Source organism: Scytonema sp. UIC 10036 (genome assembly GCF_009725235.1).
The window spans coordinates 1-15,947 of record NZ_WJFC01000083.1; the positions used below are offsets into that span (position 1 = coordinate 1).

Here is a 15,947-nt window from a genome sequence, read left to right on the forward strand (position 1 = left end):
TAAAATTTGTTATGAAGTTAAGAAATTTTATTCACTTTGTTCGGGAATACCAAGTTATCAACATTTTAGGAGATAACTAATGGCATCAAAAGATGAGCTGCAAAGTACTTTGAAAGAAAAATTTAGTATCAATAAGAATATCAGTCAGCCCCTTACTAAGGAAGAGTGTGAAAGACTAATCAAGCTTCTTGAGAGTGAACCTAGTGCTGTAAAGCTCGTTGACTCTTATGCTAACAAAAACTCTACTCTGGGACGTAATAATTCTAGTTACGCTAGGGCACGCAATCAAGCAGAACATAAATTGGCGGCTTTACAAACAGAATACCTTGAGTTAGAAAAATCTATTGCGTCTATAGAGGAAGCTAAAACAAATCTTGAAAATAGAAAGAGGCTTTTAGAGGAAGAACAGAAAAAGCTTCAAGATGAAGTTGAAAACTTAACTTCTAAAAATCAGTCACTATCTTCTAAAGTTCAGACCTTAACAACTCAAAATGACGAGATTATGAATGCTAATGCACAGTTGAAGAAAGATAACAAAAATTTAAAAAATATAGTCGATCAAATTAAACTTAAGTTGGCAAGAGATACAAAAGAACTTCTTCAGTATGAAGATAACGAGATCCGAAAAGCCATAATTAGGCTATTTAGATGGACATTGGGATAAGGAACCAAACTGATGGCAAGCCTAAAAAAACAAAAAAGAAATTTCAACGGCATGAGTTATGGGGAGTTACAAAGTACTAACTCAAAGAACCGAAGTCAACTCAAAAAAGAACATCAGAAGTGGTTAAAAGATAATGGCTATAAAAATGTTGGATGGGATAATGTTATCAACCTTTACAAAAAAAATGAGGAGTTTCTAGAGAAATCCCAATTTGAGGATATGACTCTAGAGGAACTTTTCTTAGAAGCCGATCGCATTGGTAATAAGTATCTCACTCCCAATGAGATAGAAGAGTTTAACCAGCAGTTGTCTAAGGAAGTTGCTGAGATTGGAGATCTAATAGAGCAGCAATTTCCCGATACTGAGATTGAAATTATTGACTATAGCAATACAATAACTAAGAAATCTCGGCAGCAACGCAATCAAAAGACATACCGCACAACTAAACTTTAGTGAGGGATACCGTGGATTTTGAAGGCAAAGAGCTTAAAGAGTTATTTGAGTTAGCAGACAAGATTGGCAACAAGCGATATAACCGACTGACTCGCCAGGATCTTGAGGATTACAAGAAATTTGATAACTGGCGATATATTAATGGTGACAGCGAGTGTGGGACGACAAAGGAAAGTCAGGATTGGGCAAAGGAGCATTCAGATTGGGACTGTCCAATTTGTGGAGATAGATTCTCTGAATGTGGTGGTAGGACAATTGACCATAAATTACCGCGATCGCAGTATCCTTGGTTGTCAATGGACTTTAGAAATTTTTGGGTAATTTGCAGAGCTTGCAACGAACAGAAAGGGGAGATGCATTGGTTTGAGTACGAGCATTATATGTTCGTTCATCATCCCAATTTATTGCCTGCTATACAGGATGCACGTCCTACCCAATTGTTAAAGTCGTTGAGGGAATAAGTTATACCATTTTAGATTTTGGATTTTAGATTTTGGATTGAGCAAGTCGCAGCTAGACTTGATTTGGACTAACTATTTGTTGCATTCTTAGCTAAAACAATCATATGCCTCACATCTTACCCCCCTTAGTCCCCCGCTTGTATCCAGCAATCTGCTGCTGCTTGCGATTGCCCACACATCAAATAACAGCGTGCAGCATTTGACCAGTTTTTGGCGCTTTGGTAGCACAGAGCGGCTTTTTCCCAATCAGCAAGAGGTTCTTGGCTTCTATCCTGTTTTAATAGGTTTAACCCTGCTTGCAATTCAGTTTTTTGTAAAATTGGGATGCTCCCGCTTTATGATTAAAATAGGGTAAAAAAATTAATTATTTAGAGAAAAAACTATGTATATCCAACTTAAACCTGAACACGAGCAATTTATTCAAGCACAAGTTGCAAGTGGTAGATATACGAATCCTGAAGAAGTTGTAGCTAAAGCGTTAAAACTACTGGAAGAATGGGACAAGGGTTATAAGGATTGGGAAGAAGAAACTCGACAAAAACTGGCTGTTGGACTTGCTCAAATTGAACGGGGAGAGGTGCTTGATAGTGAGGTAGTAATTGCTCGGCTGGAAGGAAAGTTACAAAAAGCCCGTGAGGGTCAAGAATAATGCAATACTCTATTTCATTAGAAGCCAGTCGTGATTTGGATGATATTTTAGATTATTTCCTAACTCGTGATATCGAAGCAGGTGAACGATTCCTTCGGGAGTTTAATAAAAAGTGTCAATATCTTACAAGATTTCCAAATATTGGAAGAAGTTACTCAAATTTTGATCCAACACTTAGAGGAATACCTTTAAATAGCTATATTATTTTTTATCGATTATTTGAAGATAAACTTGTGATTGCACGGGTGGTTAGCGGTTATCGAGATTTAGAATCTTTGTTTTCTGACTCAAATTTGGATAAATAGTTCTTGTGGATTGAGTGTCTTCACCTGTCTGAATGTAGCGTATTGAATTGCAAACCCTGTATGTAATACCATTTTACGAAAAGGATGATACAAATCGAAAACGTAAAGACTAAACACCATTGTATCAATCACCATCAGGGCCGTCCAACGGATTTCCAAGTCTGTACCCGACTTTCTGATTCCATCGGTAACGTTTCCGCCCGTTGACGAATACGAGTCAGCACTTGTTCGCGTTGACCATAGCGTTTTTGCAATAAATCGCGGATTGTCCATTAGAAATAAATAATTTTCACATTATTAGAGAGACGCAAGCACGCTCATTAATTTTTAATCTCGTCCTGCTTGTATTCTTTGCCATAACGGTAAGGAGTATCATGATTCGAGTCGTCATTTTGGTTCCAGAGAGCCAGCAGCCTTGTAGAACCATCGGGATGACATCCAACGGATTTCCAAGTCTGTATCCGACTTTCTGATTCCATCGGTAACGTCTCCGCCCGTTGACGAATACGAGTCAGCACTTGTTCGCGTTGACTATAGCGTTTTTGCAGTAAATCGTAGACTTCTTGCTCCATCGAAATTCTCTTTATGTTCCGCCAACCGTTTAATGCCCTCGACTAAGTCCTAATGATAATTAAACCATTGAGTTGGTATAAAATGCGATTAAATATAAATACGGAAGAAAGTATTGATAATAATTACTGTAAAAGTTTTGCCATCCATGAATTGATTAAGAATTGTATTGATTTTCTGGAAACAGTGGAGAGAATTAGCTATCTATAGGAATCCTCTTTTTTCTCTGCGTACTCAGCGCCTCTGCGGTTTAATAAATTACTTTTGAACCGCAGAGGACGCAGAGGACGCAGAGGTAAGGAGAGAGAGCTATTAATTTCCTGAAGTTTTTATCTACTTTGACAGGGCGCTTCTGTGTCTACCTTACAAAAATAGATATTTTAGAGCGGAAAGGGAGTAACGAGTGATTAATTCCTCTCCCTCTAACTACTAACAACCAACCACCAACCAATCCCTCTATGTTCCCCAAACTTTTTCTACGCTTCCTGCTGATTCTGACACTTTTAATAGGAATAGCAGGGTGTGGTTTTGTCAGCTTTGCCCCAAAAAAAGAGAAGCTTCCTACAGTTTCTATACTTAACCCACCACAGTTACCAGACTGGATAGAACAGATAAGCCCATTGAGTGATAGCGAACCTCTTAACCAAATCCGCATCCGGTTTAAAGAGGCTTTAATTCCAGTTGAGAGTCTTGACAGCACAGAACAACAGGGTTTGTTGCAAAAATTTGAAATAGTACCATCTATCCCAGGTCATTTTCGATTTTTGACACCACGTATGGTGGGATTTCAACTAGAGGAAGCACTTCCAAAAGCAACGCGATTTCAAGTGACGCTCAAAGCAGGTTTGGCAGATTTAAAAAATCACCGCCTCGATCGAGATTTAGCTTGGACTTTCAATACCGAACTTATCAAACTCACTGGGTTACCTGGCAAAAATCCGATTGAGAAGGATGAAATCGAACCAATAGATTTACAGCAGAAATTACAATTCACTTCTAATACGGAATTAAATTTAGCTTCTGTGCGATCGCATTTACAACTTCTTGAAGAAGGCAAAACTAAGAGTATAACTTTCAAAGTAGAATTGGCAAAAGAAGAAAAGCTCTCAGAACCTCAAGACCCTTTAGAAAAATTTGACCCTTCATCTCGTCAATGGATTTATAATTTAATTCCTCAAGAAAATTTACAAAAAGGAACTAATTATCGTCTGGAATTTTCTCCAGGGTTACTTCCTGCTTATGGCAATTTACCCAGCGAACAAGCGTTTGCGAGTAAGCTATCAACTTATTCTCCTTTAGAATTTAAGGGAATCCAGTTTTACGGTCAACCCGATGCAGGTGGAACTTATGGTAGATTTGTTCAAGGTGCTCCCCAACTTGTATTTAATAATGAATTAGTGGCAAGTTCCGTTATTGAAAATATTAAAATTAATCCTACACCAAAAGCTATTTCTCGACTCATCCAAGCTAACGACCGAGAAAAATTTATTCTTATTAATCCTTATGCCTTAACACCTTCAACAAGTTATACAATAACTATTGGTGCAAATATTAAAGATAAATTCGGGCAAACTCTAGGTAAGCCTGTTACGGTTAAGTATGAAACAGGAGATTTAGCTGGGGATATATGGGTTCCTGAAAGTTTGAATATTTTTCCATCAGGGAAAAACTTAAAACTCAATATTTCTACAGTCAATCTGCCAGATTCTAATTATAAAGCCGCTTATCAAGTTGTTCAACCAACAGATTTGGTTTATTTTAATTCTGCTTATCCTAAAGGCGAAGGTAACGATCTATTACCCAAAATCTCTGAGTGGAAAAGCTTTAAGGTATCGGAGAAAAAAAATCAGTCCTTGGAATTGAGCGTTCCCATACGAGAAAAACTGGGTGCTGCTACCGGAATGTTAGCTTATGGGGTGCAAGCACGCACAAATACGTATCAGGAAAATGGGAAGGAACTTTGGCGAGAACCTACGTTTTATGGTATGGTTCAAATGACTAATTTGGGCGTCTTTACACAGTGGTTTCCAGAGTCAGGCTTAATTCGAGTTCACCATCTTTCTAATGGCTCACCTGTAAAAGCGGCTGATATAGCAATTTATCAATCCAAATTAGAGGCAAAATCGCGTCCTCAACCCATACCTTGCGCTTCTGGGAAAACTGATGAAAATGGAACTTTGAGGCTCACCCGTGACGATTTACGAGAATGCTTTGCAGGTTCTCAAAGTTCTACCAAAGAACCTTTATTACTTGTTATTGCACGAGAAGATCGAGATTGGGCTTTTGCTCGTACTGAAGAATATAGCGGTGCTTATGGCTACGGAGTTGACGCCAGTTGGGAAGATGGCAAATTGTTATCCCGTGGAGTCATTTTTCCAGATAGACAGTTGTATCAACCAGGAGAAAAGGCTTGGTTCACGGGTTTTGCTGATTACTTACAAAATGGAGAATTCAAACAGGATAAAAATTCCATTTACCAGTTAACTCTTCTAGCTCCAGATGGACAAAAGACAGATTTAGGGGCTAAAACCACGAATGAATTTGGGACGTTTTCTCTAGAGTTAGCGATCGCAAAAACTCAACTTCTTGGCTACTATACAATCCAAGCCAAAGGAAAAAACGGACAAGAAATTTCTGGAGAGTTTCGCGTTGCTGAGTTTAATCCGCCCAATTTCAAAGTAGACCTGAATTTAGATAAAGAAGTTGCTTTTCTTAATGATACAATAGAAGCTAAATCTACAAGTCAATATTTATTTGGCTCTCCTGTAGAAGGAGGACAAGCTAAATATGTTGTGACTCGCCAGCAGACGAATTTTATTCCCAAAGGATGGGAGGAATTTACATTTGGCAGACAGTGGTTTTGGCCAGAAGAACCCCCTTCTTTACCGAGCGATGTTTTGCAAACAAATGCCGTACTTGATGCTAATGGACAAAGCAGTCAAACGGTGATGGCAAAAGATTTGCCTTATCCAACGATCTACCGGGTTGATATTCAAGTCTCAGATGTTTCCAACTTATCGGTGGCAAATGCCAAAACATTTACCGCATTACCCAGCCATCAACTCATTGGGTTAAAAAGTAATTTTGTTGGTGAAGCTGGTCAAGATTTTCCTTTTGAGGTTATTGTGACTGACCATACAGGAAAACCGCGAGAAGGTCAACGGGTATTGTTGGAACTTCAACAAATGAAGTATAACAGTGTGACTCAATTAGTCGAAGGGAGTGCAACAGGGAAAACCCAAGTTGAATATAAAACAGTAGAAAAAGCAGAAATTACATCAACAAATAAACCGCAATCCGTAACGCTCAAACCCAATGAATCCGGTTCTTATCGCATTAGAGCAAATTTTAGCGATGCAAGAAATGACGTAAGCGCAACGGATATCCAAATTTGGGTGACAGGAGAAAATCCAGTATTTTGGGGTAATAGAGAAAAAGAGCGTCTGGAAATTCAACTGGATAAAACAACTTTTAAACCCGGTGAAACGGCAACTGTACTGATTCAGTCTCCTTATTCAGAAGGAGAATTGTATTTTGCTGTCATTAAAGACAAGCCTCTGTATCAGCAAATTATTAAAGTGAAAGGAGGAGCACCGCAAGTTCAATTTCAAGTTACACCAGAAATGCTACCAAATGCAGCTATTGAAGCTGTATTGGTACGACAGGGTGCGCCTCTCAACCAAGTAGAACCGGGAAGTTTGAGTAACTTAGCTAGGATTGGTTTTGCTTCTTTTAAGGTTAACTTGGATGATAAGTATTTAAAAGTACAAGCGACTCCAGTACAAGCGTCTCTCGAACCGGGTGCAGAACAAACAGTACAATTGGAACTTAAGGATAACCAGGGGAATCCCACCAAAGGACAGTTCACGGTTATGGTGGTTAATGAGGCGGTGCTGCAACTTTCCGGTTATCGTCCTCCGGATTTGGTTGCTACGGTATATGCCGAACAGCCGATATCGACTCGCTTTAATGATAACCGCCAAAATGTGGTAGTCGCACAACAAACATTAGCTGAACCTAAAGGCTGGGGTTATGGCGGTGGGTTATCAGCAAGTGCAGCAAATACGCGCATTCGTAAGGACTTTCAAGCTTTAGCTTACTACAATGGTTCTGCGATCGCCGACACTAATGGTCGAGCGCAAGTTACTTTTAAAGTCCCGGATAACCTAACGACATGGCGAGTGATGGTTGTCGCCACTGACGAAAATCTCCGGTTTGGTAACTCGGAAGCAACGTTTATCACGACCAAACCATTAGTCACTAATGCAATACTGCCACAATTTGCCCGTCCCGGCGATCGCTTTCAAGCTGGTTTATCAGTAACTAACAATACTGGGACGACGGGAACCCTAACTATTAATGGTGAAGTGGGCGGTACAGTTCAGTTTGCTGAAAATAACCCCACATCTGCTGCTTTGCAAACCCAAACTGATGCAGCTACCCGTGCTTATCGCTTTCCCATGGTTGCAAATCGAGTGGGAGAAGGTAAAGTTCGTTTTACCACTCAACTGAATGGGGCGTCAGCAGATGCTTTTGAAGTTCCTTTGGCGATTCAGCAATTAGAAATCACCGAACAAGTTGTGGAAACAGGCGCAATTGCTCCTCGAAAGAATGAAGTCAAGATTCCCCTAAATATCGAGAACAAGACTTTTCCTGATGGGGGAGGTTTAGATATCGATCTGGCGAGTACTCTCATACCAGAAATTAAAGCACCAACACAGCAAGTTTGGGAAAATGATGATTTTCCTTTTGCGGAACCTGCAGCGAGTCAACTTTTCATTGCTGCTGGGTTGCAAACTTTGTCTGAAAAATACGGTCAGACATTTGCGGAGTTTAATCCAAGCAAACGTGCTTCCCAAGCGATGGAGAAATTGCAAAAACTCCAACTCGCAGATGGTGGTTTTGCTACTTTCCCAGGAGAAGAAAAGTCAGACCCTTGGGTTTCTTCCTATGCGGCTGAATCTCTGGCAAAAGCAGATCGGTCTTTCCCAAGTTTGGTAAATTCAGAAATGATATCTCGTCTCAAGAGTTATTTACAGAAAATTCTGGCAAACCCAGGACAGTATGAATTTTGCAAAAAACAGCCATGTAAAAGCCAATTGCAGCTCAATGCTTTGATGGCTTTGGCAGAATTAGGAGATCAGCGCAATACTTTCCTCGGAGATATTTACCGTCAGCGCAATGCTTTTGATTTATCGACTCAGATGAAGCTGACAAGGTATTTATCCCAATTTCCCGAATGGCAAAATGAGTCCAAACAACTGTTGAGCCAGTTGCAACAGAATACATATTATACCAGTCGTGATGCAGTTGTTAGTTTACCTCGCACCTGGGAATGGATGAATTCACCAACAGTTATACAAGCACAAGCTTTGCGGTTGTTTATTGCTCAGCAGTATCAACCAGATGCGATCGCTAAATTATTGCAAAGTTTGCTGGCGTTACGTCGCAATGGTACATGGCAAACTCATTATGACAATGCTCAAGCGCTGACAGCTTTGGTGGAGTACAGCCAACTGCAACCAACACCACCCAATTTTGTTGCTACAGTGCAATTGGCGGGTAAGAAATTGGGACAACAAAAATTTGAAGGTTACCGCAATCCGAGTTTAGCGGTGAAAGTTCCAATGGCTGAATTACCTCGCGGGCGTCACGATCTACAACTGAAAAAATCCGGACAAGGAACATTGCACTATCTGGTTGCTTATCGCTATCGATTGCAAGGAAATCAACCGGGAAGGTTTAATGGTTTGCGGGTTACCAGGGAAATTAGCCCCGTGCATCAAGATAAAGTCTTGCAAAAAGTCGGTTTATATGCTAGTGATAAACCATTGACTGTTGCCACCGGGCAAGTGTTTGATATTGGTTTGGAAGTCATTACAGATCGTCGAGTGAATCATGTGGCAATAACCGACCCCTTACCCGCAGGTTTTGAAGCAGTGGATGAGAGTTTTCAAACGGCGACATCTGCATTACTTGCAAAAGCCGATGCTTGGCAACTTGGGTTCAAGACGATTCATCGCGATCGCGTGGTTGCTTATGCAGACAGTTTGGAACCGGGGGTTTATCAGCTTCACTACTTGGTGCGTTCTGTGACACCCGGTACATTTCTCTACCCTGGAGCGCAAGTCTACTTACAGTATGCGCCAGAAGAGTTTGGACGAACTGCTGATTCTACATTAGTGGTTCAGTGATTCAAAAAACCTCTGCTAGCATAAAAGTTACGATCCGTCAGTCGAATGGCACTAGAAAAGGAAGCAGTATGGCAACAATTTAGAAGCGATTCGCCTCCAGGTTGCGATCGCATCGAAATCAGCCCGCGCCGATGAACCGCAAAGACGCAAAGTACACGAAGAAAGAGGAGAGAAGATCGGTAATCTTATAGCGGAAAGGGAGTAATGTAGAAAAACTGGAGTCTCTTCTCGTATGTTACGTGGTAAACTACGCGGCAATAGAAATGAACGATAAACATGAAGTCAGAAACACGAAATACTTTGCTAAGAGCTTACATTCAGTTACAGCAAATTATTGATGATTTGTACGTAGCTTCTGAGAAAGCTTTAGAAAATAACGATCTTGAAGACGCTAGCTTACTCGAGAGTAGAGCAGATAAACTATATGAAGAAGGTGAAAATTTGGAATTTGTCATTTCAGAATTGGAGGAAAGATGAAAACAGTTGAAGATTTAAGGACACGTGCTAAAGAACTCAGTAAGCAAGCTGTTGAGCTTAGGCGAAAAGGTTCGGAAGTTTACGAAACTAACCAAGAACTAGCAAAACAATTCAGACAACAGGCTAGAGAAGCTATGAAGCGCTGTCAAGTATTGATACAAGAATTGAAACGTCAACAAGGTTAAAGCTAAAAACTGGCGCTTCCTTAAGAACTATCAGTTTTAGCTCAAAGTATATGATGCCTCGCTTATGGGGGCATTTTTATTTTACAAGTATCGCGTGTAAGCTTGGTACAGAGAGTTAAGAGATGAATGAACTTAAAGCCAAAATTAAAGAATATGCACATCTAGTAGTCCTTAATCATCAATAACCGGATACAAGCGTTTGAGTTTGATTCTTGCCTCAGTGGTAGTGAAGTCATTTTATACGATGCTTTAACGGAGCGGGAGCGGTTTCTCTGTTGGCGTGTCTCAGCTATTAGTTGGCTTAACGAGTTACATTTATTACTCTATTTCAACAAGACAACACGATCGCCAAACTTAGCCGCCAGTTTTTGATCGTAAGTCAGCACCTGAGTATCAGATTGATTTGAATTTTTAGCTTAACCGACAAGTATTGGGACCGATGGATTGGGGAGGGAACTCGATCGCTTGTTTCCTCCCTTTCCAAGGCTCAAAATTAGCGAACGGACAGCAACAAGCCTAAATATCTTCGGAATAGCCGTAGCACAATAAATTTTCCTCTGGAGAGGTTTACTTTATCTTTAAAATAGAAAACCATATTATGAATTTTATGTAAAATTTTTGAATGTTTCCTGATTGAGTTGGATGATATACCCTAGTATGCAGTTGTAAGAAAAACTGGAATTATATTCAGTTTAGTTAGATACAAAAGCCAAGATATTTGCCCAAAATGTCTCAGGGTTTTGTAAGCTAGTCTTTTAAGCAATCTCGTTGAAACGGGCATATTCCAACTGAGAAAAAACACCGGACGATTGGAAACCGCAAATATGCAGGCAAATTCCTCCGACGTAGACTTAATTAAGTCTCCAAAAGCAGGCTTTTGCTGATTCTGTCAATGCACAAGCAATGCTAGCGCACACAGATTTGAGTGGGTTCAATACGGTTCGGATGATTTCTCAGGCTAGAAGCCTGGGACTAAACAAACGAAGCCTGCGCTTCTCTGGCTTTGTATGTCTAGCCCTAGGTTTCTAGAAGCGTAAATACTTTCAGATAGAGCAAGTATATTCTCAATTAGGAGTCACCATAATTATGACGACAACGAAAAACTCTTCACCGATTGTTAGCTTAAGTTCTGAGCCAGCTGTTTCCTTTGAATTAAAAGATGTTGTGATTCCAGCACAGTCAGGCGTCGCCAACGTCAGTGTGAATCTAGACTACAAAGCAGGAATAGACAATACTCAGTTCCGCAATATCTTACCAGTGGCGGAGTTTGTCAAAGATAGCCTGACGAATTCTCGCAATTCGAATGAGTACTATGAAATCATCAACAGAAATGTCACCACATCACTGCTGAATAATAGCAGTTTTGATTTCGCATCGGTTCTGGACTCAGCATCAATAAAATTGGATATAGCACCAAATGCTGGCATTCCTTTCGCATTTAGCAACACCATCGCACTCACTCCTGATGGCAAAACTGATGCATTAGTTTCTTTTGAATTAAAAGATGTTGTGATTCCAGCACAGTCAAGTGTCGCCAACGTCAGTGTGAATCTAGACTACAAAGCAGGAATAGACAATACTCAGTTCCGCAATATCTTACCAGTGGCGGAGTTTGTCAAAGATAGCCTGACGAATTCTCGCAATTCGAATGAGTACTATGAAATCATCAACAGAAATGTCACCACATCACTGCTGAATAATAGCAGTTTTGATTTCGCATCGGTTCTGGACTCAGCATCAATAAAATTGGATATAGCACCAAATGCTGGCATTCCTTTCGCATTTAGCAACACCATCGCACTCACTCCTGATGGCAAAACTGATGCATTAGTTTCTTTTGAATTAAAAGATGTTGTGATTCCAGCACAGTCAAGTGTCGCCAACGTCAGTGTGAATCTAGACTACAAAGCAGGAATAGACAATACTCAGTTCCGCAATATCTTACCAGTGGCGGAGTTTGTCAAAGATAGCTTGACGAATTCTCGCAATCCGAATGAGTACTATGAAATCATCAACAGAAATGTCACCACATCACTGCTGAATAATAGCAGTTTTGATTTCGCATCGGTTCTGGACTCAGCATCAATAAAATTGGATGTAGCACCAAATGCTGGCATTCCTTTCGCATTTAGCAACACCATCGCACTCACTCCTGATGGTAAAACTGATGCATTAGTTTCTTTTGAATTGAAAGATGTTGTGATTCCAGCACAGTCAGGTGTCGCCAACGTCAGTGTTAGCTTAGACTACAAAGCGGGAGTAGACAATTCTCAGTTCCGCGACATCATACCAGTGGCGGAGTTTGTCAAAGATAGCTTGACGAATTCTCAAAATCCGAATGAGTTCTATGAAGTCATTAATAGAAATGTTACTGAGCAGACGTTTTCCGATTTAGGATTGTCCTCCGTTCTAGACTCTTTGAGTATTACATTAGGTGTGGTACCAAATTCAGGTATTCCTTTCCCCTTTACTAATACAGTAACCATCACCCAAGACGGGATTACTCAATTGCACGGGAATCACGTACTTGAACCTAACAGTGTGATTGCTGGGATCTAGCTTGGAATTGACGACAATTTGATATTGCTGTAGGTTTTGGTTGACAGGTTCAATCAAAACCTACTTTCTTATTTACGTCTCAGTCAAGTCGAACTCAAAGTTCTCGAACATCGTCAAGACAGCTTTCCCTTATATGCAAAAGTCCAAGACACTTACACAGAAGAATATTACCCAATTAATTGAGCAACCTGGATTGCGGAAACAATCGCTCCTTCATGCAATCCATCTCCAAGATAAGCTCCTGCATAGTAGGTGTTGTTTTCTCCATTGGTCATAATAACTTCGTTTCTGTACCTAAAGGAATCAACAGTGTATAAGGGAGTGTGATGTTCCTGAATATGAAGGATTTTGTCTTTAGCGATCGCATCATTTAGATTAAAAGCCAGACTGTATTGTAGAGTCGATGATATTCCACAAAGCTGGTTGAGGTAAGCGTTATATCCCCATCCAGTATCAGTTTGGAAAAAATCAAATTCTGAAGATTGTTTAATGCCGTGTCTGTCATACATCGAAGTATCTGTATGTATAACCGTTTTTGCTAAATTTTTCTGCCAAGGTGAAAACCGTTTCCTTTCTTCATCTGTTGGATCGGATACTAATTTCATTACCTGGTCGGGAGGTGTTGCAAAAACCACCTTGTCGAACAGATATTTTACATCACCAGATAGTCGAATTGTAACAGAGTTTGGTTGTCTGAAAATTTCGCTAATTTCAGCATTAACCAAGATGTCACCCTTAAAGCGTTCCAGAATTTTTTCAATATAGGAATAGACTCCTCCTTTAATCCTTACCCAGTCTACAAAGACATAATCTCGCAGCGTAGGAATTGCTAGTTCTGCTGGGAAATTATCGATGGCATTAAATGGCATTGAGTAGCTATACATAGTGAGCAATTTTAGCCACCAATTCTGAACGCATTGGCGTTTCAAAAATTTAGACATTGACCGCTCGCATAGCTCCTGTATTCGGATAAAGCGTATCTTTAAAGATAATCCCAAGGAACAGGCGTAGAAAGTTTTAAGCTTAAGTGACTCAATGGTACGCTGAATTCCTGCGAAGTTTTTTTGGATTGCCAACTCTGAAAGAAAGTGACGACCATCTTTTAAGAAGAGTGCCGAACCCATATTTACGGGTTCTAATTCTACGTCTAGTTCTTGCATTAATTTTAGGAAGTTGTGAAATGCACGAGGAAATTCGAGTACGCCTCCTTCTAAAAGCTGCTGACAATGGGAGTGATTGGGTTGAACGTTTTTATTTAATGTCCGAATATGCCCGCCTAATATGGGTTGTTTTTCAAAAACTGTAACGTGATGACCTTTTTTATTAAGTAGATATGCAGTGACCATACCGCTTGCGCCGCCACCAATTATTGCTATTTTCATATGTCATTCTTTACACCTCTTTCGTTATTAGTAAAATCCGTGAAAAACTAGTTTCTTTAAATTAAAAGATACCTTATAATATAAAAACTCTTGTATCGGAATTATTTCTCTTTACCCTTTCTCTGCGCTCTCAGCGTCTCTGCGGTTTTTTTAATCATTCAAATGCTATTTCATTTTTGAAAAATAATACTTATTTAAATGAACCGCAAAGACGCAAAGAGCAAGGGAGAAAGAAGAGAGGTAATTTTATCAAATTGGATCTCTTGATAATGTTTGATATAGAGTGGCTCCAGTCCAAAATGTAGGAGCAAATCCTGGATAACCAGATGAGGCATTACAAAAGTAGAAGTTTTTTAAGGATGTTTCGTAGTTTAATCTGCTAATTCCCATATTACGGGGGGTAAGGTTGGAACCATAGGAATTTCCTTGTGGACACCAGCAAAACCTTTCGTTTGTTGTTGGACTTCCAGTAATTTTAAAGACAATGTATTTTCTGAAATTAGGAATGTATTTTTCTTCAACTACATCTAAAATGGAGTTCAGGATTTCTTCTTTTTTTTGTCGGTAAGCTTTTTTGTCGGTTTCTTTCAGTTTTTTAAAGTAATCGTAGTTAGCAACAGTCAAGAACTCGATAATTTGACATCCTTCTGGACATTCTTGCTCAGCTTCGGTCATTAATGTGGGTGTTGTGATGGCAAAACTAGGTTTGGAAAAGTCATGCTTTTCATACATTTGATAAAAGGCTTCATTCAAATCTCTTTGTTCGGTATGGAAGGTGTTCCATTTTCCAAATCCATAGTCTCGAAGATCGATATCTTTGACGACGCAATAGACCATATAGTTAGAGGGGGAATACTCATAATTCAGTTTCTTGCGTACTGTCCTGGAGAAGTTTTCTACTCCTATCATATGGGCAGCTTTTTGAGGATCTATATTGCAGATAATGTTTTCTCCAGTAAATTCACGAATTTGATGGGTGATGCGATCGCGTGCTTTGACTCCTGTTATAGTTTTGTTTGCGATCGCAAAATGCGTGACTTCCTGATTGAGAAGAATTTCGCCTCCATTCTCCTCAATAACTTTGACTAATGAGTTGATGACATGCTCAAAATGGTGTGTGGGGTAAAAAGCGCCTTCTTGATATCCTGTGAATAAGATCGTCCAAGCGTAAAAAGAGAGTTGATTGGGTGGTAACAAAAAATCAGGCCATTGCAATGCTAAAAGTGTTTGTGCTTCTTTAGGTAGTTTGAATTTGTCAAAAACATCTTGAAGCGTACTGTTAAGATACTTGACGGCGCAGGATACTTCACCAAAATGTTTGAATAATTCAGTAGGGTTAATTGGCGGTGCTAGTCTCTTGAGTCCCTCGCTAGCCTTTCGTACTTCAAGGACAAATTTCCGAATCTGGGAGATATGTTGAGGAAAGAGATCGGACAGTCGCCGGATTAACTCTTCGGATTCTGACGGAATGTTTAGCGAGTAGTCTGGCATTCTCATGCGATCGAAACCGTTAGGATCGTAGCGCTCGAATGTCACTTCTTTATCTAAGTTCAGTTTTTTCAAAACCTGGTTTACGGTATGCCCTTCACCGCAATCCCAAACATAATGGAGTTGGGCATTAAACTTATACTTTTTTGCCAACGTAAAAGTGTGACCAAAACCTCCTGGATATTCATGGGCTTCCAAAATTTGAACTCTCTTCCCGGATTTTGCCATAAGAGATCCAAATACCAATGCTGATAAGCCACTGCCTACAATCAAGTAATCCGGTTGCATTTTGACCTCCGTTTGGATATACCTTTGCAATGTTTATTCGCTGGCTATACTATGTCGCTGGCTATACAAGCAAGTTTAAAACCCTTGATTCTTGGTTTTTGATTAGTCCGCGTAGGCAGACTGTGTTTGTGCAGTAGAGAATTCTATCCGCTCAGAACTTTTCAAATATCCTCTGTCTTTTTTCCAACATAATTTCTACAACTAAACATTCCCTCTGTCTTTTGGGAGAAGAAATTATTAAATTTTTTCGCTTATGCAAGCAGATAAATTTA

General features: G+C 39.9%; 14 protein-coding genes. 9 read left to right on the forward strand and 5 right to left on the reverse strand.

Features of this window, described 5'->3' with window-relative positions; translation table 11 throughout:
* The first annotated feature begins 79 nt into the window (after positions 1-79).
* Genes F7734_RS31650 through F7734_RS31660 form a run of 3 tightly spaced genes read left to right on the forward strand, consistent with a single transcriptional unit; the run spans position 80 to position 1,578 of the window.
* Positions 80-664 carry a hypothetical protein gene (locus tag F7734_RS31650; RefSeq protein ID WP_155748523.1) on the forward strand — a complete coding sequence of 195 codons (585 nt, stop codon included), beginning with the start codon at positions 80-82 and terminating at the stop codon, positions 662-664.
* Positions 665-676: 12 nt separating this feature from the next.
* On the forward strand, positions 677-1,117 hold the full coding sequence (locus tag F7734_RS62310) for a hypothetical protein (protein WP_207714264.1): 441 nt from the start codon (positions 677-679) through the stop codon (positions 1,115-1,117).
* A gap of 11 nt (positions 1,118-1,128) precedes the next feature.
* Positions 1,129-1,578: an HNH endonuclease signature motif containing protein gene (locus F7734_RS31660; RefSeq protein ID WP_347566321.1), complete on the forward strand. Its 450-nt coding sequence runs from the start codon at positions 1,129-1,131 to the stop codon at positions 1,576-1,578.
* A gap of 125 nt (positions 1,579-1,703) precedes the next feature.
* Here F7734_RS31660 and F7734_RS31665 read toward each other — a convergent pair whose 3' ends face one another.
* Positions 1,704-1,880, reverse strand: a complete 177-nt coding sequence (locus tag F7734_RS31665) for a hypothetical protein (protein WP_155748524.1) — start codon at positions 1,878-1,880, stop codon at positions 1,704-1,706.
* Between the two features lie 80 nt (positions 1,881-1,960).
* Here F7734_RS31665 and F7734_RS31670 point away from each other — a divergent pair, with 80 nt between their 5' ends.
* Both F7734_RS31670 and F7734_RS31675 read left to right on the forward strand, forming a co-directional pair.
* Positions 1,961-2,227 carry a type II toxin-antitoxin system ParD family antitoxin gene (locus F7734_RS31670; RefSeq protein WP_155748525.1) on the forward strand — a complete coding sequence of 89 codons (267 nt, stop codon included), beginning with the start codon at positions 1,961-1,963 and terminating at the stop codon, positions 2,225-2,227.
* The gene (locus F7734_RS31675; RefSeq protein WP_155748526.1) at positions 2,227-2,532 is read left to right on the forward strand and encodes a type II toxin-antitoxin system RelE/ParE family toxin; all 306 of its coding nucleotides are present in this window, start codon (positions 2,227-2,229) and stop codon (positions 2,530-2,532) included. Before F7734_RS31670 ends, F7734_RS31675 begins: the two co-directional genes overlap by 1 nt.
* Here F7734_RS31675 and F7734_RS31680 read toward each other — a convergent pair.
* Both F7734_RS31680 and F7734_RS31685 read right to left on the reverse strand, forming a co-directional pair.
* Positions 2,515-2,805 carry a hypothetical protein gene (locus tag F7734_RS31680; RefSeq protein WP_155748527.1) on the reverse strand — a complete coding sequence of 97 codons (291 nt, stop codon included), beginning with the start codon at positions 2,803-2,805 and terminating at the stop codon, positions 2,515-2,517. The genes F7734_RS31675 and F7734_RS31680 overlap by 18 nt on opposite strands.
* Positions 2,806-2,852: 47 nt before the next feature.
* On the reverse strand, positions 2,853-3,104 hold the full coding sequence (locus tag F7734_RS31685; RefSeq protein WP_155748528.1) for a hypothetical protein: 252 nt from the start codon (positions 3,102-3,104) through the stop codon (positions 2,853-2,855).
* Between the two features lie 456 nt (positions 3,105-3,560).
* Between F7734_RS31685 and F7734_RS31690 the strand changes: the two genes are divergently transcribed.
* The 4 genes from F7734_RS31690 (at position 3,561) to F7734_RS31705 (ending at position 12,517) form a co-directional block, all read left to right on the forward strand.
* Positions 3,561-9,296, forward strand: a complete 5,736-nt coding sequence (locus F7734_RS31690; protein ID WP_155748529.1) for an alpha-2-macroglobulin — start codon at positions 3,561-3,563, stop codon at positions 9,294-9,296.
* Positions 9,297-9,572: 276 nt separating this feature from the next.
* A complete protein-coding gene (locus tag F7734_RS31695; protein ID WP_155748530.1) occupies positions 9,573-9,773 on the forward strand; it encodes a hypothetical protein in 201 nt (66 codons plus the stop codon).
* Positions 9,770-9,958 (forward strand): hypothetical protein, encoded by a 189-nt coding sequence (locus F7734_RS31700; protein WP_155748531.1) that lies wholly within the window; start codon positions 9,770-9,772, stop codon positions 9,956-9,958. Before F7734_RS31695 ends, F7734_RS31700 begins: the two co-directional genes overlap by 4 nt.
* A gap of 1,086 nt (positions 9,959-11,044) precedes the next feature.
* Complete coding sequence (locus F7734_RS31705) at positions 11,045-12,517, forward strand: hypothetical protein (protein ID WP_155748532.1); 1,473 nt, start codon at positions 11,045-11,047, stop codon at positions 12,515-12,517.
* A 167-nt stretch (positions 12,518-12,684) separates the two neighbouring features.
* On the opposite strand, the gene F7734_RS31710 is transcribed toward F7734_RS31705, so the two are convergent.
* Both F7734_RS31710 and F7734_RS31715 read right to left on the reverse strand, forming a co-directional pair.
* Positions 12,685-13,899: an FAD-dependent oxidoreductase gene (locus F7734_RS31710; protein ID WP_155748533.1), complete on the reverse strand. Its 1,215-nt coding sequence runs from the start codon at positions 13,897-13,899 to the stop codon at positions 12,685-12,687.
* Positions 13,900-14,148: 249 nt separating this feature from the next.
* On the reverse strand, positions 14,149-15,675 hold the full coding sequence (locus tag F7734_RS31715) for an NAD(P)/FAD-dependent oxidoreductase (RefSeq protein ID WP_155748534.1): 1,527 nt from the start codon (positions 15,673-15,675) through the stop codon (positions 14,149-14,151).
* Between the last annotated feature and the right edge of the window lie 272 nt (positions 15,676-15,947).